Source organism: Metaclostridioides mangenotii (assembly GCF_018917235.1).
Taxonomy (GTDB): Bacteria; Bacillota; Clostridia; order Peptostreptococcales; family Peptostreptococcaceae; genus Metaclostridioides.
On sequence record NZ_JAHLOF010000001.1, the window covers coordinates 300,561 to 323,230 of the forward strand.

Sequence of the window (22,670 nt, forward strand, 5' to 3'; positions counted from 1 at the left end):
GTTATTTTTAGTCTTTTATATTAAATCTATTATCATTATATTTTCAGCTTAGACAGTGTATTCACTAATTGAAAGAAAACATAGATATATACAATACATCAATGTAAAATATGTTATGAAAGAAACAGTATAATTACATATTGAGAATCTACTCGGCTCCCTACTGCTAGAGGAAATTCTAATTAAGGATTAAATAAAGGTAGACTCGAATATGGAGAAGAAATTATAAATAAAAAGAAATAGATTTTAAATTAATTTGAAATATAGTGTAAAATTCTTATAACTAGAGACAAAAAAATAAAGAGTAGAGAAAACTCTACTCTTTATAAAGTAAATTATTGCATTAATTGTAATATGCTTTGTGGTTGTTGGTTAGCTTGAGCTAACATTGATTGAGATGCTTGAGCTAATATGTTTAATTTAGATAATTGAACCATTTCGCTTGCAACATCTGTATCTCTTATTCTTGATTCAGCAGCTGTTATATTTTCTACAGTATTAGATAAATTAGCTGAAGTTGATTCAAGTCTATTTTGTTGCGCACCTAATGTTGATCTTGCAGAGTTTACTTTAGCAAGAGCAGCGTCTATGTTTGACATCATAGTTCTTGCAGCAGTAGTTCCATCTGAAGTTCCTGCTTTCATAGAAGATATATTAGCTGAAGTTATTCCAGCATCAGTCATTATTTTAGAAGTGTTTACTAAGTCAACGTTGATTTGGTTATTAGATGAACCATCAGAACCTACTTGTAGACTTAATTGAGTATTAGAGCCGTCTAATAACTGTTTACCATTGAACTCAGTAGTTTTAGACATTCTAGTTAATTCGTCATTTAATTGTGTTAACTCGTTTGCTATTTTCTCTCTTTCATCCTTTGTATTTGTTTCATTAGCTGATTGAACAGATAATTGAGACATTCTTTTTAGAATATTACCTGTTTCTTCTAATGCACCCTCAGCAGTTTGAACAACAGAAATACCATCTTGTACGTTTAATCCAGCTTGGTTTAATCCTTTAATTTGATTTCTCATTTTTTCAGATATAGCTAGTCCAGCTGAATCGTCTGCCGCTCTTTTGATTCTTAATCCTGAAGATAATTTCTCCATTGATCTACTTTGTAAAGCTGTATTTTTGTTCATTTGGTTGTTTGCTATTAAAGCATTTACATTGTTGTTAATTCTCATCTTATTACTCTCCTTAGTCTATATAGGCATCCTTGCCAAAATTTGTAAGTAAATTAACTTACAATATAATAATCGTCCTATATTACAAAAACATTAACATATATTTAAAAATAACTGATAAAGGGTAAAAAAGTGATATTGCCATATCTAATTATATTATCTCTATCTGTCGGAATATACACTGGATGCTCTAGTTGGAAACTTTGGTATGATTTTAAAATCTCTCTTATTTCTTAAATCCGTATTATCTTTATTTGATTATGCAATGCATTCTCATGGTTTCAGTATAGTCAAACACAAATAATTTTAAGCTACATTTATATAAATGTATCCAAAATATTATTTAACACATATATCTATAGTAAAACATTTAGGAGGTTTATTATGTATCAAAATATTTATCCAAATCCTCTTCAATTGCAAAATTCAATAAATTTGATACAGGATACAATAAACGCTATGGAGCAAGATTTTCTTTTATATAATTGGTTAAATGGTAAACTACCTATTTCAGAACTTCTAACTTTACCCTCACCTAATCTTGAAGAGATATATGATATTCTAGAAATAATTGAAACACTAAAAAACGATAGCATTAAGAATAGCACTTTATTGAAAGAAATATATTTTCAACTGACAGGTACTCATGCCAATATCGAACAGGGTTTTTATTTCGTTCCGCCGAGAGATTTATTTACAGGTATATACGATGCCATTGTAAAATCTACTGGGTATGTAAAGCAATTAAGACTTATAATGTTTGGATTACCAAATTTTTATTATAGAGATGCACTTTTCAGTATAATATCTGATGAATTAAATCATGGGACTTTAGTTAATTATGTGCATTCAAAATTAATACGTATTCAAAATGAGCGAAATCTTAATATCCCCATACTATAAAATTCAAATTATCTATTGTATAAGTTCTATGGGTTTTATTTAAGAGCTATCTTTCCTAAGTATAGCGTATAGTGAGGTTAACATGCCATCTTATTAAACATATTAGGTGGTATGTTCTTTTTTATATTTCAATCTTTAATTACAATGATCTAATAACTTACAATTCATTTTTTAACCTCCTGATTGTCCAATTTATTTTTAAAGAAGTGCTATAAAAGCACATCCAGTATTTATCATCAAAGTTGTATACCTCTTTTTGCATATTCATAAATATACTTACAATTTAAATCGATAACATGTTGTCGTCTCTTTTTATTTATTTCATCTGGGATATCTGCAAATTTTACATATACTTCGCAAACATCAGTTACATTTAATGCATCTGCTTCGAATCCTGATATATCATTTATGAATTTACCTCTTTGAACTTTTTCCATTAGATCTCCCCCTTTTTCTATAGGTATGTTTGAATAGATTTGTCCTATTCAAAACAACATTCTTATCTAATTTCAAATAATTCTTTAAAATCTACTTAAACAATTCCGCTAACTTTTTAGCTAACTTATGTCCTACAATGAGTGATATTAAAATATTGATATCAATATAATTAATATAGACGAGTTTTGAGGGGGGATTACATATGAATGTAGCAATCTATTTACGTAAGTCACGTGCAGATTTAGAAGCAGAAAAGAATGGTGAATTTGAGACGTTAGATAGGCACAAAACAACCTTGCTAGAACTTGCAAATGACATGGATCTAAATGTTCTTGAAATAAAAGAAGAAATTGTATCAGGAGAATCTTTAGTAAGTAGACCTAAGATGTTGGAACTCTTAAAGGAAGTTGAATTAAAAAAATATGATGCAGTTTTAGTAATGGATATTGACCGTCTTGGACGTGGTGGTATGCAAGATCAAGGTGTTATATTAGATACATTTAGAATTAGCAAAACAAAAATTATTACACCTAGAAAAATGTATGATCTGACAGATGAATTTGACGAAGAATACAGTGAATTCGAGGCATTTATGGCACGGAAGGAGTTAAAAATAATTAAAAGACGTATGATGAGAGGTAGATATAAAAGTGCTAAAAACGGCAGTTATGCCTACGCCAATGCACCTTTTGGGTACGATATAAAAAAAGTAAACAGTGACTATATATTAATTCCGAATAAAGACGCAGATACTGTAAAGTTAATATACAATTTATATGTAAACTACGGTTTAGGATTTAATAAAATAGCTTCCAGTCTAGACGAATCCGGCGTTAAAACAATGAATGGTGGCAAATGGAATCCTTCTACCATATCAGGGATAATAGACAATATAGCATATATAGGCTTTGTAACATGGCAAAACAATAATAAAAATGAAGAAACTCAAACATTTAAAGGATTACACGAAGCTATAATCGATGAAGAAATATTCAATCAAGCAAAGGAAATTAGAAAAGCACGACATATTGCCCCTAGAACTAAAGAACTAAAAAATCCTCTAGCCGGATTATTAGAGTGCGGTGTCTGCGGTAAAAAAATGATAATGAAAAAAATAGGATCAAACAATAACCCTTACTCTGCCCTATGTAGATATAAATGCGGAAACAGATCCAGTCTTTTTGAAGATGTGGAAATTTCTTTGATACATGCCCTTAATAATATTTTAAGTCAAGATGTATATGAAATTAACGATAAAGATGTATATGATGATTCAGAAAAAGATGATTTCTTGAGAAAAAATCTAAAAAACTTAAAATTCGAACTATCTGAACTGGAAAAACAGCAAAGCACAGCTTATGATATGTTGGAAAGACATATATACACAGAAGATATTTTTCTTGAACGAATGAATAATATAAAAAATAGAATTTTTGAAACTAATGAAGCTATAAAAAATATAAAAAATAATTTGAAAAAAAATAGTAATGGAACCGAGGAAAAAATAGATATAATAAATAAGGTTAGAAATGTCATTGAGTTATATAATAAGTTGGAAGATGTACAAGAAAAAAATGAATTATTAAAATCTATTATTGATTCTATAAAATACTATAAAAATAATAGTGAAGATACAATAAAATTGGATGTAACTCTAAGACTAAATGAATCTTAGTAATATCAACCTTTACAGCTTTTTTTTATTTTTAATGTAACAATGATTGTAATAATAAATGGTTAAGCGTTGCAGGAACTGGTGATAGTGCATATGTAAACAACAGTGCAGAAATTGATAAAATAGCACCTATAATTGACTACTTTAATCTTATGAGTTACGATTTTACAGCTGGTGAATCTGGCGCTAATGCAAAAAAACATCATGCAAACTTATTTCCTTCAGATTTGTCTTTAGCCGGATACAGTGTCGATGCAATGGTAAATAATCTTATAAATGCCGGAATGCCTCCTGAAAAGATACTATTAGGAATACCTTTTTACGGTAGATTAGGATCAGCTATCACTAGATCATATGATCAGCTTAGAAGGGATTATATAAATAAAAATGGATATCAATATAGATTTGATCAAGAAGCTCTAGTTCCATACTTAACTCGAGAGGGAGAATTTGCTATGTCATTTGAGGATTCACTATCTATATTCTTAAAAACTCAGTATGTTCTTTCAAGATGTCTCGGTGGAATATTCTCTTGGACTTCTACTTATGATCAAGCAAATATACTTGCAAATACAATGTACCAAGGTATTAATGATCCTGAGAGATTAAGAGAAGAGCTTGAAGGTGTTTACGGTATTTTTACTTAAACTTAAGTTTAAAATTAACTAAAATATAAGCCTCATTATGAAATAATCATAATGAGGCATTTGTCTTATAAATCTATCGATTGTTTAGCGAGCCTATCAGCTTCATCATTAAACTTATTACCGCTATGTGCTTTTACTTTTACAAATTTTACATTTAAACTATCTTTGATTCTGTCATAGTATCTTTTATAATTGATAGTGCCTTCTTTATTTGTCTTCCAAGCGCCAGTACACCATTTTTCTATTCCCTCATAATCAAAGTATAAAATTAGATTTTTTATCTCATTTTCTAAACAATAATTCATAGCTAATTTAGAAGCCTCTATTTCTCCAGCCACATTTCTCATATCAACTAGATCTTTATCATTCCCTTTTACGCTTAATGTTTTTATTACTTCTCCACCTTTAAGTATAACTACTCCTGATCCGTAAAGTTTAATAGAGTGTTCATAACTTCCATCTACGTAAGCTTCTACTGTATTATCATCTATTTCAAAATTTTTATTATTAGTCCCATTTATGTAATCTTTAGCTTCTTCTATTGTCTTAAAACTTTTATATTCAGCACCTTTATAACCACTAACTTGTTCTTTGCACTCATCCCAAGAACTAAAAATCCCTGTTTTCCTGCCGCTTCTAACAGCATAAACCTTTTTATTTGACAAGAATACGACCTCCAAAATTTATTATAGTTACTTATCTCCTAAAAAAATTATAGTTTAAGTTCATCCAAATGTAAAATTATTTTTAAAGCATCCTATGAATAATTTTAGCTATAATAATCAAAACTATAATAGAATAAATACGTAGAATTTTTACAAGAGGTGATTTTATGAAGTATATAAACAATAAGAAATATATTTTTCTTGGACTTTTTGGACTTATTATTTGTGGAGTAGTTCTATTCGATTCAAGTTTTTTAAGTAAAACTAAAACTCAGATATCCGATCTAAGTACTACTGAGTACAACTGGTATTTTAACCCGAGAGAAGACGGTAAACAGCCAACTCCAATTAAAGAAGCTGATTTTTTTAGAAAATACGATTCGTATTATGTAGGTGATAAAAATAAAAAAGACATCTATCTATCTTTTGATGCTGGATATGAAAGCGGAAATACCGAAAATATTCTAGATACATTAAAAAAACATAATGCAAAAGCCCAATTTTTCGTAGTGGAAAGTTATATTACAAAAAATCCAGATTTAATTAAAAGAATGGAAAAAGAGGGACATCTAGTTTGTAATCATTCAAAAACCCATCCATCTATGGCTGGAATAACAGATTTCGAAAAATTTAAAGAAGAGATTAAAAGTGTAGAAAAAGCATATAAAAAAGTTACGGGCAAAGACATGCCAAAATACTTTAGACCTCCTATGGGTAAATTTAGCGAGCGTTCACTAAAATATACTAAAGATCTTGGATATAAATCTATTTTTTGGAGCTTTGCTTATGTAGACTGGTATGAAGATAATCAACCAACACATGAATTTGCAAAAGAAAAAATATACTCGAGAACTCATCCAGGTGCAATTGTATTGCTTCATCCCAATTCCAAAACCAACACTGAAATACTAGATGAAGTTATAACTCACTGGAAAAAAGAAGGGTATAAGCTTAAAACTTTAGATGAATTGCCTAAAAACTAATGATTTAAATTTGATTGTTCTGATTCAAAAAGGTTAAATAGTTATACTAATATACTATTTAGCCTTTTTTAATGGGAACTTGTATTTCTGTTATAAACTCCTCTATCTCTCCTGTTTCATGAATATCTATTTTATATATTTCTATTGCGTTATCTATTATTTTATAGTTACTCTCTTCTAAAAATTTGTATATTTTTTCTATACATTCTTTATTGTTGATATAGTTCCCAGTATAGTTAAGTGCAGCGTAATCTCCTTCTTGAAAAACTATATCGTATACTTTTTCAGTATCTTCTAAGAAGCATATTACAGATTTAAATTCATTGTATATATTATTTTTTATAGACTCCTCAGAAAATACTGCTCCTAATTTATTGTTTCCTATAATATCAAATTTTCCCTCATGTTCTTTTTGTAGGCGTTGTATCAATATATCAAAGTCCTCATCTTTTTTTATACTTGCATTTAGTATAAAAGCTTTTCTACATTTTATATGCTTAACTACTACTTCATCTGTTACTACATTCTTTAGCGCATATTCAATAGAAGATAATCTTTTTATTATATTTTTTTTGTGTCTTATTAACTCTTCTATTTTTTTATCTATTATACCTAGCTCTTCATTTAGAATTTGTTTCGTAGATTCAATAGTCCTGTCATCCATATAATCTTTTATTGTCTTCATTGGAAATTCCAAAATTCTAAATTCTTTTATCATGTTTAGTTTCCATATATCTGATAAACTGTACATTCTATAACCATTAGTATCTCTTAATGGCTTTAGTATACCTATTTCTTCATAATACATGAGTGAGTCTCTACCAATATTGTATATTTTTGAAATTTCTCCGATTTTATAATAATCTTTCATCTTTCCTCCTTTTATATATTTTTTAAAAAGTTGTTTATGTTATAATTTAACAAAATAAATTTAAAAATTTATTTAAAATTCCATTGACCTTGGTATTATACCATAGTTTATTATCAATTATAGATAAAGATGTATTATCAAATTTTTACTTTAATAATTGCATAAGGAGCGATAATATGGATACTAATATTTTATCTAATGAAAATATTAGTCTAAAGAAAAAATTTATAAGGTATCTAGGACCTTCTGTGGTGGCTATGTGGGTGTTTTCACTCTATACAATGGTTGATGGTATCTTCGTTAGTAAAGGAGTTGGAGAGCTAGCGTTGGCATCTGTAAATATATCTATGCCTTTTATAAACTTTATATTTGCAGTTTCTCTACTCTTTTCTACAGGGGCTTCTACTGTTATAGCAGTTCTTCTAGGAAAAAAAGATATAAAATCTGCAAATGAAATATTTACTTTTAATATTGTATCTATAATAGCTTTATCCGTAATTATTTTTCTATTGGCCTTTTTTAACTTAGATAGACTTGCTTTGTTTCTAGGAGCTACAGACTCTACTATAGGTATGGTAAAAGATTACCTTGGAATTATTATGTTTTTCAATGGATTCTTTATAGTTTCATACTCGTTAGAAGTTATTGTTAAAACTGATGGATTCCCAATTCTAGCTACCGTAGGAGTTGTAATTTCAGCACTTACAAATATTATTTTGGATTATTTCTTTGTTATTGAATTTGGATGGGGAGTAAAAGGAGCTGCCTATGCAACTGGACTATCTCAAGTTTTATCAACAGTATTCTTTTTAATACACTTTTTTAAAAAGAATTCAACATTAAACTTTTCAAAATTTAAAGTGGATTTTAAAACTTTAGGTAAAATTACTGCAATTGGTTTCCCTGATGCCTTAACTGAATTAAGTGCAGGAATTGTAATTCTTCTATTTAACTTAAGTATTCAAAAATATATAGGTGAAACTGGTATAATCTACTATAGTGTTATAAACTACATAAGTATACTTGTACTTATGACTATGATAGGTATTGCTCAAGGTATGCAGCCACTTTCTAGCTACTACTTTGGAGCTAAAGACTTTAAAAAAGTACAAGCACTGTTTAAGATGGGATCAAAATCTATAATCACAGCATCAATAGTAGTATTTATAGTTTGTATAGTTTTCAGTGATCCCATAGTCTCTTTATTTATCCATAGAAGTGAAACTACTCTATTTATCGAGGCGATAAGAGTGTTTAAGATATATTCAATATCATTTTTATTCTTAGGTGTAAATGTAATTGTATCTGCATTCTTTGTTTCAGTAGAGAATCCAATAGTTTCAACAATTATATCACTTGGTAGAGGCTTTGTAATAGTTACAATATCCCTATTCACAATGATATTTCTATTTGGTGGAGAGGGGATCTGGTATACTACCATCGTTTCAGAGCTAATATGTATGCTAATATCTTTAATACTTTTAAAGAGAAATTATAAATTGATAACAGAACCTAAAAACTAACTTATATTATAATAAAAAAGACTTTGAATATTAGCATATATTATGCTATATCCTAAGTCTTTTTTATTGTGATATATCTTATTTTATATTTTTAATTAATTTTTTACTCTATGGTTAAATTCCCATATCCATTTTCAAGAGAGATTTCTCCAATGCTCAGTTCTATTCTTGTTTTAAAAATAGGCCCATCCACTACTACTGTATGATATTCACCATTTTCACCACAACAATCGCATCCAGTGTTTTTTATTTTTGCTAAAATATCCTTTGTTAATTCTTTACCTAAAAAACTTTCATCCAAGTACTCTAAATTAACTTTTTTAATAATTGCAGTAAATCCCGAATCGATAAAATCATTTACAATAGACTCTCTTTCTTCATTCCAAAGCGGAAAAACTGGATTTAAGCCGACAGCCTTACATCTATCTTCATCCCATTTTCTATGTTCAGATATATCAATATCACCGAATACACACATAGTCGCTCCCAGGTTTTTTGCCCTATTTAACGATTTCTCAAAATTAATTTCGTAATCCTCCACCCCACACTCAGAATATAGGATTTTTATATCTAAACTTTTACTTATTCTATGTAATATACTATCTTGCAAACTATGTGTCCATGAATTTCCATTATTTTTGTTTACTGTAGTAAGAAGTGCAACAGGTTTATTTCCTTCCCTAATCATTCTATAAAGTGCTAGTATACTATCTTTACCTCCACTAAAAGATAAAACAAACTTATTTTTATCCAATTTAATTCCTCCTAAAACTTTTATAAAATAAGTATACCAAATCCTGCACTATCCTGTCCTAAAAAATATCAGCATTTTAATTTAGTATAAAGAATGCTCCAATACCCATCAGTACTATTCCTATGTATTTATAAAGATGCATAGTTACATTTCCTACTAATGCAGAATCAATAAAGAAACCAAGTAAAATTTGAGAAACCAATATAATCACAAGTGTATTAGATACTCCAAGTGCTGGGATGGCCATAATTGTAAAGTAAATTATTAGTCCGCCAAATATTCCTCCAAGAAAAAATTTAGGATTTACATCTTTAATGAACATTAATTCTTTTGCATCTCCAGCTAAAACTATACTTATTAGAAAAAATACAGCTCCAACAAGTAAACTAAAAAATGTCGCTACAAGTGCAGTAGTGTTTTTTCCAAGTTCACCATTTATAAAAGCTTCTAGCGCAGTCGAACCTCCTGCTAGTAAAGCAAATATCACAGAAGCAAATTTGTACACGAAATTACCTCCTATAGTTTGTTTATGTATAATATTAATTCTATGATTTAAAATATATATAATTACAAATCTAGTATTTAGAAAATTTCATTTATTGTTAAAGGTAAATATGTCAATTTATTTTTAATATGCTATTTGTACGCTATGGCGATTTGTGATAACATATCTGTGTTAGATTTTTAATATAACTTATACTGAAAAAGGTGAATAATTTGAAAAAATTTGAATACGCATTCGATAATAAAAGATACCACACATGGAATTATTACCTTAAAAAAACTTTTGGTGAAAAAGTCTTTAAGGTATCTATAAATGCAGGTTTTACATGTCCAAATATAGATGGAACTATAAGTCACGGAGGTTGTACATATTGTAGCAAAGAAGGATCTGGAGATTTTGCTGGAAATCCTAATGACGACCTTATAGATCAATTTTACAAAATAAAAGAAATGATGCATAAAAAATGGCATAATGCTAAATATATTGGCTATTTTCAAGCATTTACAAACACTTATGCAGAACTAAACGTTTTAAAGGAAAAATACGAAACTATCCTTGCACTCGAAGATGTCATTGGTCTCTCTATATCCACTAGACCAGATTGTTTACCAGACGATGTAGTCGAGTATCTTGGAGAGTTGAATAAAAGAACTAACCTTTGGGTTGAGCTAGGTTTACAGACTATACATGATAGTACATCAAAAATAATAAATAGAGGTCATGACTACAAAACTTTTCTTGAAGGAGTAAATAAGTTAAAGGCAAAGAACATTAAAGTTGTTGTCCACATTATAAATGGTCTGCCGGGTGAAGACTATAATATGATGATGGAGACCGCAAGAGCAGTTGGTAAAATGGGTGTTGATGGAGTTAAGATCCACCTTTTACATGTAATAAAGGATACCCCTATGGAAAAAATGCTGGAAAATGGATTGCTAAAACTTATGGAGAAGGACGAATATATAAATCTTGTGTGTGATCAACTGGAAATTTTGCCCAAAGAGATGATTATACATAGGTTGACTGGAGACGGAAAAAGAGACGAACTTGTCGGACCGCTTTGGAGTCTAAAAAAATGGGAAGTTCTAAATGATATAGACGATACACTAAAGAGTAGAGACTCTTACCAAGGAATCAAATTAGAAAATATGCAAAATTAATTTATGGTATTCTGGCAACAGTAATAAAATATATTGATTAAGATTACTAATGACTAAATGGCTAATTATCAATAATTTAACGTGTATTTACACTATTTTCATATTGTAAAAACAATTATTAACTGGTATTATTGAAAGAGTTGAGAGTTTTATGGTTAAACTTTTATAATTATAGCCATACTATATACTGTATGCATAAAAAATCTAACGAAATCAAGGGGTGTAACTATGTTAATGAATACCCATTTTACTATAGCAAGATCAATACTAGAAAATATGGACGATAATAAGAGCTTTTTTTTAAGTGATAAAAATTTTATTTACGGAAATATAAAACCAGATGCTTTTTCTAAATATAAATTAAAAAAGCATTACATGGAAGAATCTCTAGATATGGTAATTGAAAAAATAAAAAACCTTAGTTCACTTACACTGGACTATATGACAAAATATTTCTCAATAAGCAGACTTAGCCAAGAGCTAGGGGTTATATGTCACTTTCTGTGCGACTTTTTCTGTATAGCACACAATGAACGTTGGGAATTTAAACACAGTATGAATAGACATGTAGTTTACGAAAAAGAATTGGCTTCTTTTGCCAAAGAGATAGACTTTTCTAAGTTTAAACCTATGACTGTAAAAAACAATTTTGAATCATTTTTCAATGAGCTCTATAAAGAATATGAATCTAATAAAAACTATTACAACGATTTGAGATTTTCTGCTTATGTATGTAAAAGTGTAGTAAATTACATATTAGATAATATACTATCTAATACTGTAGCATCTTATGGGATTGAAAATTGCGGTTAAATTAAATAAAAAGGAAAAGAGATTTAAATTCGAATTAAATAATCGATTTAAATCTCTTTTTTTGAAAACACCAACCATTATTTATTAATCTAATCTACAAACTATATTGAATACTCTTTTCTTATAATATCAATAGCCTCAGCTACACTAGAAGCAGTGTATCTTGCATGTTTTATTACGTCTTGCCTTGCAGATGACATAGCAAAGCTATTCTTGAATCCATCTAACATACAAATATCATTTGGTGAATCTCCTATAGTTACAATTTCGTCTAAGTCAACATTTGTCTGTTTACATACATACTCTATTGCTGCTCTCTTAGAAACTTTCTTGGGTACTAAATTAAGCGTTATATCACTAGATAAATATATATCTAGCAATTCGCCAAACTCACTAGTTAGATAAAGTTCTATCCTTACAAGCTCTTCAGAATTTTTTGATGCAATCCCGATATTGCCAACCATATTATCGTAGCTATCTCTGTTTATAAAATCTGGATCTACAGTAAAATTAGTTGAAAAATACTTAAAATCTGAATCTTCATCTAGTACCACTGCTTTTCCTTTGTACTTAAAATACATATCAGCATCTTTTGATTCGAACCTTTTTATAACCTTTTTTACTAATTTGTCATCTATTGTTCCCTTAAATATCAATTCTTCTTCACTATTGTATATAAAAGATCCATTTTCACAAATAAAATATCCTTCTATATCTACGTTATCTTTAACAATCTTTCTAGCCTGACTAAACATTCTGCCTGTAGCTACGTTAAAAATAATTCCCTTCTCTTCTATTTCTTTGATAGCTTTTATATCCTCTTGACTTATCTTTTCATCGTTGTATAGAGTGCCATCTAAGTCACAAAAAATTTGTTTTATCATAACCTGCCCCCCTAAATATATTATTTAACCTAATTTTAAAAGCTCTATTCTCAAATTGTTTAGTATATCTCTTGTTACTCTAGTTCTGATTTTTTGTCTATCGCCGCTGTATATATCCTTATATACTTTAGTCTTGCCCTTAATGGTAATTGCTGTATATACTAGACCAACTGGCTTTTCTTCTGATCCTCCACCAGGCCCGGCTATTCCTGTTGTTGAAATCCCTATATCAGCATTAAGCCCCTTAGCTACTCCTTCTGCCATCTCTATTGCTGTTTCTTCACTTACAGCTCCAAATTTGTCTAGAGTTTCCTCTTTTACACCTAATCTCTTCATTTTTGCTTCATTTGAATAAGTTACACACCCTTCAACAAATACAGATGAAATTCCCGGATAATCAATTAGTACGGATGATACCATACCTCCTGTACAAGACTCTGCAACAGCTATTTTTAAATCCTTCTCTACTAAAAGCTTTGCAGCAACCCCTTCAAGTACATTTTTACTTTCCCCTGTATATATATCATCATTAGTGTATACGAATTGTCCTACTCTTTCTCTTATCTTATCTTCTACTGGTTTTATTAATCTTACAGCTTCTTCTTCATCTTTTTCTTTAGCAGTAATTCTTATAGTTACTTCCATTTCTTTTGCGTATAATGCAACTGTAGGATTAGATTGTTCATTTATTATATCTAATATCTCTAACTCTAAATCTGACTCGCCAATTCCATAAAGTCTTAGAGTTTTTGAGATCAGTTTATCCTCAGTAAATTGTTTTAAATAAGGCATAACACTTTCATTAAACATAGCGACCATCTCTCTAGGTGGTCCAGGTAGTACTATTATTGCCTTACTATCTTGTTTAAGTACCGCACCTGGTGCAGTACCATTATTGTTTTTAAGAACTATTGCACTTTCTGGAAAATACGCCTGTTTTTTATTGTTTGGGGCAACTTTTTTACCTCTACTCTCTATAAGGGATTTTATATATTCCCAAGAAGGCTCGTGAAGTTTAAGCTCTTGTCCAAAATATTTTGCAGCTACTTCTTTTGTCAAATCATCAGTTGTAGGCCCTAGGCCTCCAGTGGTGATGACAACATCGCTTCTTTCTAGACTCTCTTTTAAACATTCATATAGCCTGTCTACATTGTCTCCTACAGTGCTTTGATGATAAACTTCTATACCAATCGATGCTAACTCTTTCGCTATGTACTGAGAATTTGTATTAACTATATCCCCTAGTAAAAGCTCTGTTCCAACACTTATTATTTCTGCTTTCACATTCAACACTCCTTTTTGCCCAACACATATATGCTGCGTAATTTGTATACTTTAGATTCTAGCAAAAATAAACTTACATATCAATTGAGCGAATACTCAATAAATCTATTTTTAGCTTTTTCTCCTAATTAATATACCTTAAATATATTTAAATTAAACCACTGCTATCTAAAACTTGCAGCTGAGTGGTACTTTCAAACAAATCAATAAAACCATATACTCTATTAAGAAGATTAAAAAAGACATTAATTTAAAAATAAATGGAGGTATATTATGAAAATAGCAGTGATAATGGGTGGAATTTCTTCTGAGAGAGAAGTTTCTCTAAATTCAGGAAATGAAGTTTATAATAATTTAAATAGAGATAAATACGATGTTGTAAAAATAATCATAGACGATAAGAAAGATGTTTTTACAAAAATAACGGATGATATAGATTTTGCACTTTTAGCACTTCATGGGAAATTTGGTGAAGATGGATGCGTCCAACATATTTTAGAAACTATGGATATACCATATTCAGGATGTGGATCACTTTGTAGCGGTATGTGTATGGACAAAAACGTGACTAAAAAAATGCTTAGAGATTCAAATTTACCAACTGCTCCTTGGACAGTAGTAAAATCAATTGAAGAAATAGATTATGATATAATAGATAATATGGGATATCCAGTGTTTATAAAACCAAATTCTGGTGGATCAAGCGTTGCTACGTTTTTTATTAAACACAAGGATGATGTTGAAAATGCTGTAAGAGAAGGTCTTAAAGTAGATGAATTTGTAATGATCGAAAAATACATCCCTGGAGGAGAATTTACTTCATTCGTATTAAGTGGAGAGGTATTCCCTACTATATCAATAAAATCAGACTCTGAATTTTTCGACTACGAATCAAAATACTCTCTAGAAAATGGAGCTACTGAAGAAGTTGTATACTTAAAAGACGATCTACAACAAAAATTAAATACAATCTCAAAAGAATGCTGGAAAATATTTAATTGTAAAGCATATGTAAGAATAGATGTTATTATTGATGGAGGCGATATATATGTTTTAGAGCTTAATACACTTCCAGGAATGACTAAAACAAGTTTAATACCAAGAAGTGCTGCTGCGAGAGGTATGAGCTATTCAGAACTTTTAGATAAGATTATAGAGTACTCTATGTAATAATCTTATAAATTAAAAGATTTGAAAATTATCTGTATTAATAGTAATATTAATTCTAAAGTAAATTAATTAGAGGTGATCATTTGTTATTTTCAAATCTTAAATTAAATGAAGATGAACCTGTTTATATACAGATTAAAACATATATAAAAGACATGATATCAAAAGGTCTTATTCCCAACAACAGCAAGCTCCCTTCGACAAGGGAGCTAAGCTTGTTCTTGAATGTCAGTAGAAATTCTATTATAGCTACATATGATGAATTAAAAGCAGAGGGGTTAATTTATTCAGTATCTGGAAAAGGAACTTTTGTTAACTCTGAAAATTTTATATCTTCTACTCCATGGTCAATAGATTGGAATTGTTTAGAAAATGAATATTCAAAATCTGCTAATAATCTTGATATTGTAAAAAGTGAAATTCCGTGGAGTTCAGATGTTATATCATTTAAAAGTATTTCACCTGACGGTGAGCTTTTTGATATAGAAGAATTAAAAAAATCCTTTTTAAATAGAATTTCACTTGAAAGCCATAAGCTTTTGAACTATGGTTATGCTAAAGGATACAAACCTCTTATAGACTACTTGCTTGACTACATGAAAGAAAAAGGCGTTGATACAACAAATAAAGATATCCTTATAACTAATGGATTTACTGAAGGCTTTGATATGATTCTATCTTCATTTACTAAACCTGGCGATACTATTATTTGTGAAAACCCTACTCATAATACCTCTATTAAACTTATGAAAACTCATAAGTTAAACATGTTAGGAGTAGACATAGACGATAACGGTCTAAATTTTGATATGCTAGAAACAAAAATATCAGAAGACAGAGATGGCATAAAATTTTCATACATAACGCCATCATACCACAACCCAACCGGAACGGTTATGATGCCTGAAGATAGGTATACTTATTATAAGATTATGAGAAAGCATAATATTGCTATTGTTGAAGATGGTTTTAATGAGGAACTTCTCTACAATAGCTCACATATATTCCCAATATGTTCGCTAGATAATAAAAACAATGCTGTGATATATATTGGAAGTTTTTCAAAGATACTCTTCCCCGGTCTTAGAATAGGATGGATATTTGCAGATAAAAATGTGATAGATAAACTGGAAAGCGTTAAAAGATGCAGGAGTATCCATACATCGTTTTTAGATCAAGCAATATTATTTGACTATCTAAATAATGACACTTTCGAAAAATATATAAAAAAAATAAGAAAAGTTTATGGAGATAAATTTAATTTAGCTTACGAATGCGCTAAAGAAAATATTCCTCATGAATACATCCTTGGAGACGGCGGTCTTCACCTATTTATAAAACTTAAAAACATAAATTCCAGAAAACTATTAAAAAAATGTTATGAAAAAAAAGTTATATTTATGCCAGGAGATCTTTTCTTTGTAGATGGAAATGGAAATAATACTCTTAGACTCGGCTTTTCAAGATTAACACATGAAGAAATTGAAAAAGGAATAAAGATTATAGGAGAAACAATTAGAGAAATGAACTAAGCTAGTAAAACTGTTAGCCTAGTTCGTTTTTTTGAGTTATAATATAAATAGTTTAAAAGTAATAATCAAGGGAGTTAAAAATGGCTAAAAATAATAAAAAACGAAAAAAAATTAATAAACTAAAATTAATATTTACACTATTAGTGTTATTCGCAATATTATCTGGTTTAGTATTTGCAGGATTTAAAATATATTCAAAAATAAAACCAAAAGAAAGTAACAAATCGAAGGAAATTGCAATTCTAAGCGACAATATAAAAAATACAAAAGAAAAACCTAAACAAGATCAGACTGCTGAAGATAAAAACGAGGAGAATAATAACGGTGAGAATACTGGTTCTGAAGCTAAACCTGAAGAAGCTAAAAAAGATGAAGAGCCTAAGCAAGAAGAAAAAGTTGACGTTATATTTACTCATTCTGAAATACCATACGAAGTAAGGCTTAGGATGAGAGGGAAATCTATGCCTATGGAAGACAGCTTAATAAAGTTTAGCGATCTGTCTTATTTAAAACTTACTTTCTATGGATTTGACAATAAAATTCACAATGGAGAAATGGTAGTAAATAAAAAAATTGCTCCAGAAGTTGTAGATATATTTAAAGAACTTTATGAAAAAAAATATCCTATAGAAAAAATGAAGCTTATAGATGATTACGACGGAGATGATGAAGCATCAATGCAAGATAATAATACCTCAGCTTTTTGTTACAGAGTAATAGCGGGATCAGATACTCTTTCGAATCATGCAAAAGGTCTTGCGATAGATATAAACCCGAAACAAAATCCTCATGTAACAGCGGCTGCAGTAATGCCAAAAGGATCTGAAATGTACGCAAATAGGGATGATATAAAAAAAGGTATGATTAGAAAATACGACCTTTGTTATAAAGCTTTCACAGATATAGGTTGGTCTTGGGGTGGCCACTGGAAAAATCCTGACTACCAACATTTTGAAAAATTATTATAATGTTTGTATTTTTAGAATTGATAAAAGCTTTTTTACTACACCATTTTAAGATTCAATAATAATATTTAACGTGAATCTATTTGAAAAATCACATTAAATATGTATTCTCTATCAGTAAATAAGTTAACGTAGATACCATAAAATAAAATTTAAAGGTGAAATTTATGAATTTAATGACTTTAGAAAATATAAGCAAAAATTACTCAGAAAAACCACTGCTTAAAAACATCTCACTTGGAATTAATTCAGGTGAGAAAATCGGTTTAATTGGAGTTAATGGAACAGGTAAATCTACCCTACTCAAAATAATAGTAGGTGACGAGGTCAGTGATTCTGGGACAATAATTAAAACAAATGGATTAAGAATAAAATATTTGCCACAAAATCCAGACTATGATGAAAACTCTAATGTGCTAGAACAAGTATTTAATAGTTCTTCTAAGGAGCTCCAACTAATTGGTGAATACAATGATTTACTAGAAAAATCAAATAAAATAACAATTGAAAAACAAGATGAATTAAATAAAAAAATATTATATGTCCAAGAAAATATTGATTCATTAAATCTTTGGGATTTAGAGAGTGAAGCAAAATCAATACTTACTAAATTAGGAATAAATGACTTTTCTCAAAAAATCGGTGCTCTATCTGGTGGTCAGAAAAAGAGAGTCTTTTTAGCATCTGCATTGATTACTCCTTGTGATTTATTAGTTTTAGATGAACCTACAAACCATCTAGACAACGACACTATCGATTGGCTAGAAGAGTATCTTAACTCTAGAAAAGGTTCTTTATTAATGATCACACACGATAGATATTTCTTAGATGCTGTTACAAATAGAATTATAGAATTAGATAAAGGAATACTATTCAGCTATGATGGTAACTACTCTACTTTTCTAGAGCGCAAATCAGAGCGACTAGCTATGGAAGCTAGCATGGAAGACAAAAGACAAAACCTTATAAGGACTGAGTTAAAATGGGTGAAACGTGGTGCATTAGCTCGTAGTACTAAGCAAAAAGCTAGACTCCAGAGATTTGACGAATTGGTAAATAACAACCCTATCAATCATGATGAAAAAATAGATATTTCAGTATCTTCGAGTAGACTTGGTAAAAAAATAATTGAAATTAAAAACGTTACTAAATCATTTGGTGACAAAAAGGTTATCGATAACTTTGAGTATGCTGTTGCCCGTAATGACAGAATAGGTGTAATAGGTAAAAACGGTTTAGGAAAATCTACTCTTATAAATTTAATTAATAAAACTATTGAACCAGACTTTGGAACTATAGATATTGGAGAAACGGTAAAAATCGGTTACTTTTCACAAGACGACAGCCATATGGACTCAGATCAAAGAGCAATTGACTATGTAAAAGAAGCAAGTGATTACATAGAAACTGCTGATGGTACAAAAATTACTGCTTCGCAAATGTGTGAAAAATTTTTATTTAATTCTACTATGCAGTACACTGAGATAAATAGGTTATCTGGAGGAGAAAGAAGAAGACTACATCTGCTTAGAGTATTAATGAGTGCTCCTAATGTTCTTTTATTAGATGAGCCAACCAATGACCTAGACATTGCTACTCTAAACATTCTAGAGGACTATTTAGATGGTTTTGATGGTGTCATAATAACTGTGTCTCATGATAGATACTTCTTAAATAGAGTATGTAAAAAAATATTTGCATACGAAGGAAATGGAAAAATCTATATCTATACTGGTAACTATACTGACTATACTATTTACAGGGAAATACAAAATATTAAATTTGAAGAAGAAAATAAATTAAAATCTTCTTCTGAGAAAAATACAGAGAAACAAAAGACTGAAAAACCAAAGGAAAAGAAAAAAGTAAAGCTTTCATATAACGAGCAAAGAGAATATGAAAATATAGACCAAGATATAGAAAACTTAGAAAATAAAATCGAAGCCCTTGAAAACAGTACATCTAAGTTTGCAACAGATTTTACAAAGCTTCAAGAGATACTAGATGAAAAATCAGAACTAGAAAGCGAATTGGAGCATAAATACGAAAGATGGGAATACCTAAACAACCTTGTAGAAGAAATAAATGAGAGAAAATAATATTAAATAACGCTAATAGCTAGCGAATCAAAAAGGCATCTAGGTGCCTTTTTGTTTTAAAACATTTTACTCATTATTATCTTTTTAATGTCACTATTTAATGTCACTATAAAATTGCAGGCAAATAAAATACGGCGCTATGGGGTCTAAGAGGTTAGTTGGCACAATTACAGACTTTTTCCCAATTTGTGGTGCCAACAATTTTCTTAGAACACATTTCGCCGTATTTTATTTGCCAACAATATTACATAGGAAGTGCTCTTTTATTCACTTTACCAATAGGCGTTACTGGTATTTTATCAATTCTAACTATTATCTTAGGTATCATATAAGCAGGAAGCTGATTTTCCAAGAAATATCTTATAGTTCTAGAATTTACTTCATCATAGTCATGATCATCTACAACATAGTATGCAATTAAATATTTTTCTCCATCTTCGTCCTCTCTAGAAACGCAAACTGAACTTTTTATTTCTTTGATACTGTTGATTGTATTCTCTATCTCATATAAATCAATTCTAAACTCACCTATTTTAACCTGATTGTCAAGTCTTCCAATATAGTCCAAATTTCCATTTTCAAGCCATCTTACAAGATCTCCAGTCCTATACATCTTCTCTGTATATTCATCTCTCTTAAATGGATTTGGTACAAAACTTTTCTTTGTTAACTCTACATCACGCAAGTATCCCCTAGAAATTTGTATTCCAGATAGACATAATTCTCCTGGTACTCCTATTGGACATACTTTATCGTTTTTATCTAAGACATAGGCATAAGTATTGTATATTGGCCTACCAATTGGGATTCTGTCATACTCCCTATCTACAAAAAATGAAGTCGATATAACTGTAAACTCCGCGGGACCATACTCATTGTAAAGTTTATAGTTTCTATTTTTATACCCCTTAAGTCGCTCTCCTCCTGTTTGAAGTACTCTTAAGGAGAAGTTATTACATTTTTTTATAAATAACTTAGCAATAGCTGTTGGAAGCGCCAATACTGATATATCTTCTTCCTCACAGTATTCATTTACTGTGTATTCGTTGAATTTAGATTCTTCTGGCATTATGTCTACAGACGCTCCCGCCAGTAAGTAAGGAAATATCTGTTTCATTACAGCATCAAAGCTAAAACTCAAATATACTCCACATATGTCTTCCTCGGATATTTCTATCGATTCGATACTATAGTAACACATATTTATTAAGCTTCTGTGCTCAATGGTCATTGTTTTTGGTCTACCAGTAGATCCAGATGTAGATATAGTGTATGCACCATTATTAGGACTTAATTTTTCTGTAAGTTTGTAAACTTTTTCATAATATTCCTTACTATCTATATCAACAATGATTGTATTTATTGATCTAACCTTGTACTTAAGCTCGTCATTAGTTATAACAACCTTTGCATTGCTATCTTCGAGCAAATATTCTAGTCTTTCCTTGGGGTTGTTTATATCTATCGGAAAGAAGGTTGCTCCAGATTTCATTATTGAAATAGCAGCGACAACTATATTTAAACTTCTAGGAAGCATCACTGCTACAATATCTTCTAAATGAACTCCTAAATAATTTAGATATCCTCCTAGTCTATCTGTCAATTTATCTAATTCACGATAACTTATACAGTTATGCTCATCTCTTACAGCTATATTATCCGGATGTTTAGCTACACACTCTCTAAAAATTGATATATAATCTCTATCAAAAGGTATGTCTCTTTTTGTGTTATTAAAGTCGTATAAAACTCTTTCTTTTTCTGATTTTGATATGAACTCAATATCCTCTACTGTTATATTTTCATCCTCCAGAATTTGCTCTATTACATCTCCAAACTCACCAAGTACCCTGTCTATTGTATCCGATTTATATACTGTATCATTGTATCCTATTTTAATCTTCATAGTATCCTTGACAGAGAGTACTACAAATAAATCGTAGAATTTATTAAATTTTTCTATACAATCTTTTAAATCCATTTCTTTATAAAAAAATACTGTGTTTATTAGTTTATCTTTTAGAATACTTTCATTTTCTATATAAACAAACGGATTGTTTGCGTACTCTAGTGATCTAATCCATTGATGTTGAACCCTCTGTAATAATTTTTTAAAACTGCAACTAGTTTTATTGTATATTCTCAAAGGGACAAAATCTAATGTCTTGCCAAAGACGACATCTTCTTCATAAGTATATTTCTGGAGTATAAGACCATATATAGTCTCGATTATTATTTCAATTGATATTCCATTTTTTGTTGAATAATCTATAAGCTTTAGATAAACACTATCGTCAAGAATAATTGATTTATATGATATCTTTTCAACGTATTCTTTATTGAAATAATCATGTGGTATTTTTGCTACATTAGTATATCCATCTAGCAAATCATTCCAGTACTTCGTTGCAAGGTTTAAATTAAACTCATACACTCTTTGTCCCCTCCTTTCAAACTAAATTTATCATTTTATGTATTTTATCGCTAAATATTTATGTACATTACCAGCCTCTATATTATAAAATATATTGCTTTATCTACAAAAGTTCCTATAAATAATATTTTATTTTTTAGAAATGAAATTATTCGTATTTAATATAATTTTATCTAAAAAC

General features: G+C 29.6%; 19 protein-coding genes and 1 pseudogene. 11 read left to right on the plus strand and 9 right to left on the minus strand.

The features are described from left to right. Positions 1–335: 335 nt before the first annotated feature. Positions 336–1,184, minus strand: coding sequence for a flagellin (locus KQI18_RS01405; RefSeq protein ID WP_216465704.1), 849 nt, complete (start codon positions 1,182–1,184; stop codon positions 336–338). A gap of 384 nt (positions 1,185–1,568) precedes the next feature. Here KQI18_RS01405 and KQI18_RS01410 point away from each other — a divergent pair, with 384 nt between their 5' ends. After that, entirely contained in the window at positions 1,569–2,087 is a 519-nt protein-coding gene (locus KQI18_RS01410; RefSeq protein ID WP_216465705.1) for a hypothetical protein, read from the plus strand. Between the two features lie 236 nt (positions 2,088–2,323). Here KQI18_RS01410 and KQI18_RS01415 read toward each other — a convergent pair whose 3' ends face one another. Then, positions 2,324–2,524, minus strand: a complete 201-nt coding sequence (locus tag KQI18_RS01415) for a hypothetical protein (protein WP_216465706.1) — start codon at positions 2,522–2,524, stop codon at positions 2,324–2,326. Positions 2,525–2,727: 203 nt separating this feature from the next. Between KQI18_RS01415 and KQI18_RS01420 the strand changes: the two genes are divergently transcribed. Next, positions 2,728–4,200, plus strand: coding sequence for a recombinase family protein (locus tag KQI18_RS01420; RefSeq protein ID WP_216465707.1), 1,473 nt, complete (start codon positions 2,728–2,730; stop codon positions 4,198–4,200). Positions 4,201–4,265: 65 nt separating this feature from the next. Next, positions 4,266–4,847: pseudogene (locus KQI18_RS01425) on the plus strand (glycosyl hydrolase family 18 protein); the annotation flags it as partial. Between the two features lie 65 nt (positions 4,848–4,912). On the opposite strand, the gene KQI18_RS01430 reads toward KQI18_RS01425, so the two are convergent. After that, the gene (locus tag KQI18_RS01430) at positions 4,913–5,512 is read right to left on the minus strand and encodes a viroplasmin family protein (protein ID WP_216465708.1); all 600 of its coding nucleotides are present in this window, start codon (positions 5,510–5,512) and stop codon (positions 4,913–4,915) included. 167 nt (positions 5,513–5,679) lie between these two features. On the opposite strand from KQI18_RS01430, the gene pdaA reads away from it, so the two are divergent. Beyond that, positions 5,680–6,495: a delta-lactam-biosynthetic de-N-acetylase gene (pdaA, locus tag KQI18_RS01435; RefSeq protein ID WP_216465709.1), complete on the plus strand. Its 816-nt coding sequence runs from the start codon at positions 5,680–5,682 to the stop codon at positions 6,493–6,495. A gap of 58 nt (positions 6,496–6,553) precedes the next feature. Here the strand turns inward: pdaA and KQI18_RS01440 are convergent, their stop codons facing one another. Then, the gene (locus tag KQI18_RS01440; RefSeq protein ID WP_216465710.1) at positions 6,554–7,366 is read right to left on the minus strand and encodes a MerR family transcriptional regulator; all 813 of its coding nucleotides are present in this window, start codon (positions 7,364–7,366) and stop codon (positions 6,554–6,556) included. A 176-nt stretch (positions 7,367–7,542) separates the two neighbouring features. Here KQI18_RS01440 and KQI18_RS01445 point away from each other — a divergent pair, with 176 nt between their 5' ends. Next, positions 7,543–8,889, plus strand: a complete 1,347-nt coding sequence (locus KQI18_RS01445; RefSeq protein ID WP_216465711.1) for an MATE family efflux transporter — start codon at positions 7,543–7,545, stop codon at positions 8,887–8,889. A gap of 103 nt (positions 8,890–8,992) precedes the next feature. On the opposite strand, the gene KQI18_RS01450 is transcribed toward KQI18_RS01445, so the two are convergent. Together KQI18_RS01450 and KQI18_RS01455 are read right to left on the minus strand one after the other, a co-directional pair. After that, on the minus strand, positions 8,993–9,643 hold the full coding sequence (locus KQI18_RS01450) for a diphthine--ammonia ligase (protein WP_216465712.1): 651 nt from the start codon (positions 9,641–9,643) through the stop codon (positions 8,993–8,995). Positions 9,644–9,719: 76 nt separating this feature from the next. Continuing rightward, positions 9,720–10,148, minus strand: coding sequence for a DMT family transporter (locus tag KQI18_RS01455; RefSeq protein ID WP_216465713.1), 429 nt, complete (start codon positions 10,146–10,148; stop codon positions 9,720–9,722). Positions 10,149–10,360: 212 nt separating this feature from the next. On the opposite strand from KQI18_RS01455, the gene KQI18_RS01460 reads away from it, so the two are divergent. Beyond that, positions 10,361–11,308, plus strand: a complete 948-nt coding sequence (locus tag KQI18_RS01460) for a TIGR01212 family radical SAM protein (protein ID WP_216465714.1) — start codon at positions 10,361–10,363, stop codon at positions 11,306–11,308. 228 nt (positions 11,309–11,536) lie between these two features. After that, positions 11,537–12,121 carry a zinc dependent phospholipase C family protein gene (locus KQI18_RS01465; RefSeq protein ID WP_216465715.1) on the plus strand — a complete coding sequence of 195 codons (585 nt, stop codon included), beginning with the start codon at positions 11,537–11,539 and terminating at the stop codon, positions 12,119–12,121. A gap of 101 nt (positions 12,122–12,222) precedes the next feature. Here the strand turns inward: KQI18_RS01465 and KQI18_RS01470 are convergent, their stop codons facing one another. Together KQI18_RS01470 and KQI18_RS01475 are read right to left on the minus strand one after the other, a co-directional pair. After that, positions 12,223–13,005: an HAD family hydrolase gene (locus tag KQI18_RS01470; protein WP_216465716.1), complete on the minus strand. Its 783-nt coding sequence runs from the start codon at positions 13,003–13,005 to the stop codon at positions 12,223–12,225. Between the two features lie 24 nt (positions 13,006–13,029). Beyond that, on the minus strand, positions 13,030–14,289 hold the full coding sequence (locus KQI18_RS01475; RefSeq protein ID WP_216465717.1) for a competence/damage-inducible protein A: 1,260 nt from the start codon (positions 14,287–14,289) through the stop codon (positions 13,030–13,032). A 273-nt stretch (positions 14,290–14,562) separates the two neighbouring features. Here KQI18_RS01475 and KQI18_RS01480 point away from each other — a divergent pair, with 273 nt between their 5' ends. From KQI18_RS01480 to KQI18_RS01495, 4 genes are all read left to right on the plus strand, one after another. Then, positions 14,563–15,459: a D-alanine--D-alanine ligase gene (locus KQI18_RS01480; protein WP_216465718.1), complete on the plus strand. Its 897-nt coding sequence runs from the start codon at positions 14,563–14,565 to the stop codon at positions 15,457–15,459. A gap of 83 nt (positions 15,460–15,542) precedes the next feature. Further along, positions 15,543–16,991: a PLP-dependent aminotransferase family protein gene (locus KQI18_RS01485; RefSeq protein WP_216465719.1), complete on the plus strand. Its 1,449-nt coding sequence runs from the start codon at positions 15,543–15,545 to the stop codon at positions 16,989–16,991. A gap of 80 nt (positions 16,992–17,071) precedes the next feature. Continuing rightward, the gene (locus KQI18_RS01490) at positions 17,072–17,959 is read left to right on the plus strand and encodes a M15 family metallopeptidase (RefSeq protein ID WP_216465720.1); all 888 of its coding nucleotides are present in this window, start codon (positions 17,072–17,074) and stop codon (positions 17,957–17,959) included. A 164-nt stretch (positions 17,960–18,123) separates the two neighbouring features. After that, entirely contained in the window at positions 18,124–20,055 is a 1,932-nt protein-coding gene (locus tag KQI18_RS01495; protein ID WP_216465721.1) for an ABC-F family ATP-binding cassette domain-containing protein, read from the plus strand. A gap of 244 nt (positions 20,056–20,299) precedes the next feature. On the opposite strand, the gene KQI18_RS01500 is transcribed toward KQI18_RS01495, so the two are convergent. Next, positions 20,300–22,489 carry an amino acid adenylation domain-containing protein gene (locus KQI18_RS01500; protein ID WP_216465722.1) on the minus strand — a complete coding sequence of 730 codons (2,190 nt, stop codon included), beginning with the start codon at positions 22,487–22,489 and terminating at the stop codon, positions 20,300–20,302. Positions 22,490–22,670 lie beyond the last annotated feature (181 nt).

Coding starts and splice junctions, on each gene's coding strand:
- KQI18_RS01405 (WP_216465704.1), bottom strand. CDS start 1,184: ATGAGAATTAACAACAATGTAAATGCTTTAATAGCAAACAACCAAATG.
- KQI18_RS01410 (WP_216465705.1), top strand. CDS start 1,569: ATGTATCAAAATATTTATCCAAATCCTCTTCAATTGCAAAATTCAATA.
- KQI18_RS01415 (WP_216465706.1), bottom strand. CDS start 2,524: ATGGAAAAAGTTCAAAGAGGTAAATTCATAAATGATATATCAGGATTC.
- KQI18_RS01420 (WP_216465707.1), top strand. CDS start 2,728: ATGAATGTAGCAATCTATTTACGTAAGTCACGTGCAGATTTAGAAGCA.
- pdaA (WP_216465709.1), top strand. CDS start 5,680: ATGAAGTATATAAACAATAAGAAATATATTTTTCTTGGACTTTTTGGA.
- KQI18_RS01440 (WP_216465710.1), bottom strand. CDS start 7,366: ATGAAAGATTATTATAAAATCGGAGAAATTTCAAAAATATACAATATT.
- KQI18_RS01445 (WP_216465711.1), top strand. CDS start 7,543: ATGGATACTAATATTTTATCTAATGAAAATATTAGTCTAAAGAAAAAA.
- KQI18_RS01465 (WP_216465715.1), top strand. CDS start 11,537: ATGTTAATGAATACCCATTTTACTATAGCAAGATCAATACTAGAAAAT.
- KQI18_RS01470 (WP_216465716.1), bottom strand. CDS start 13,005: ATGATAAAACAAATTTTTTGTGACTTAGATGGCACTCTATACAACGAT.
- KQI18_RS01480 (WP_216465718.1), top strand. CDS start 14,563: ATGAAAATAGCAGTGATAATGGGTGGAATTTCTTCTGAGAGAGAAGTT.
- KQI18_RS01490 (WP_216465720.1), top strand. CDS start 17,072: ATGGCTAAAAATAATAAAAAACGAAAAAAAATTAATAAACTAAAATTA.
- KQI18_RS01495 (WP_216465721.1), top strand. CDS start 18,124: ATGAATTTAATGACTTTAGAAAATATAAGCAAAAATTACTCAGAAAAA.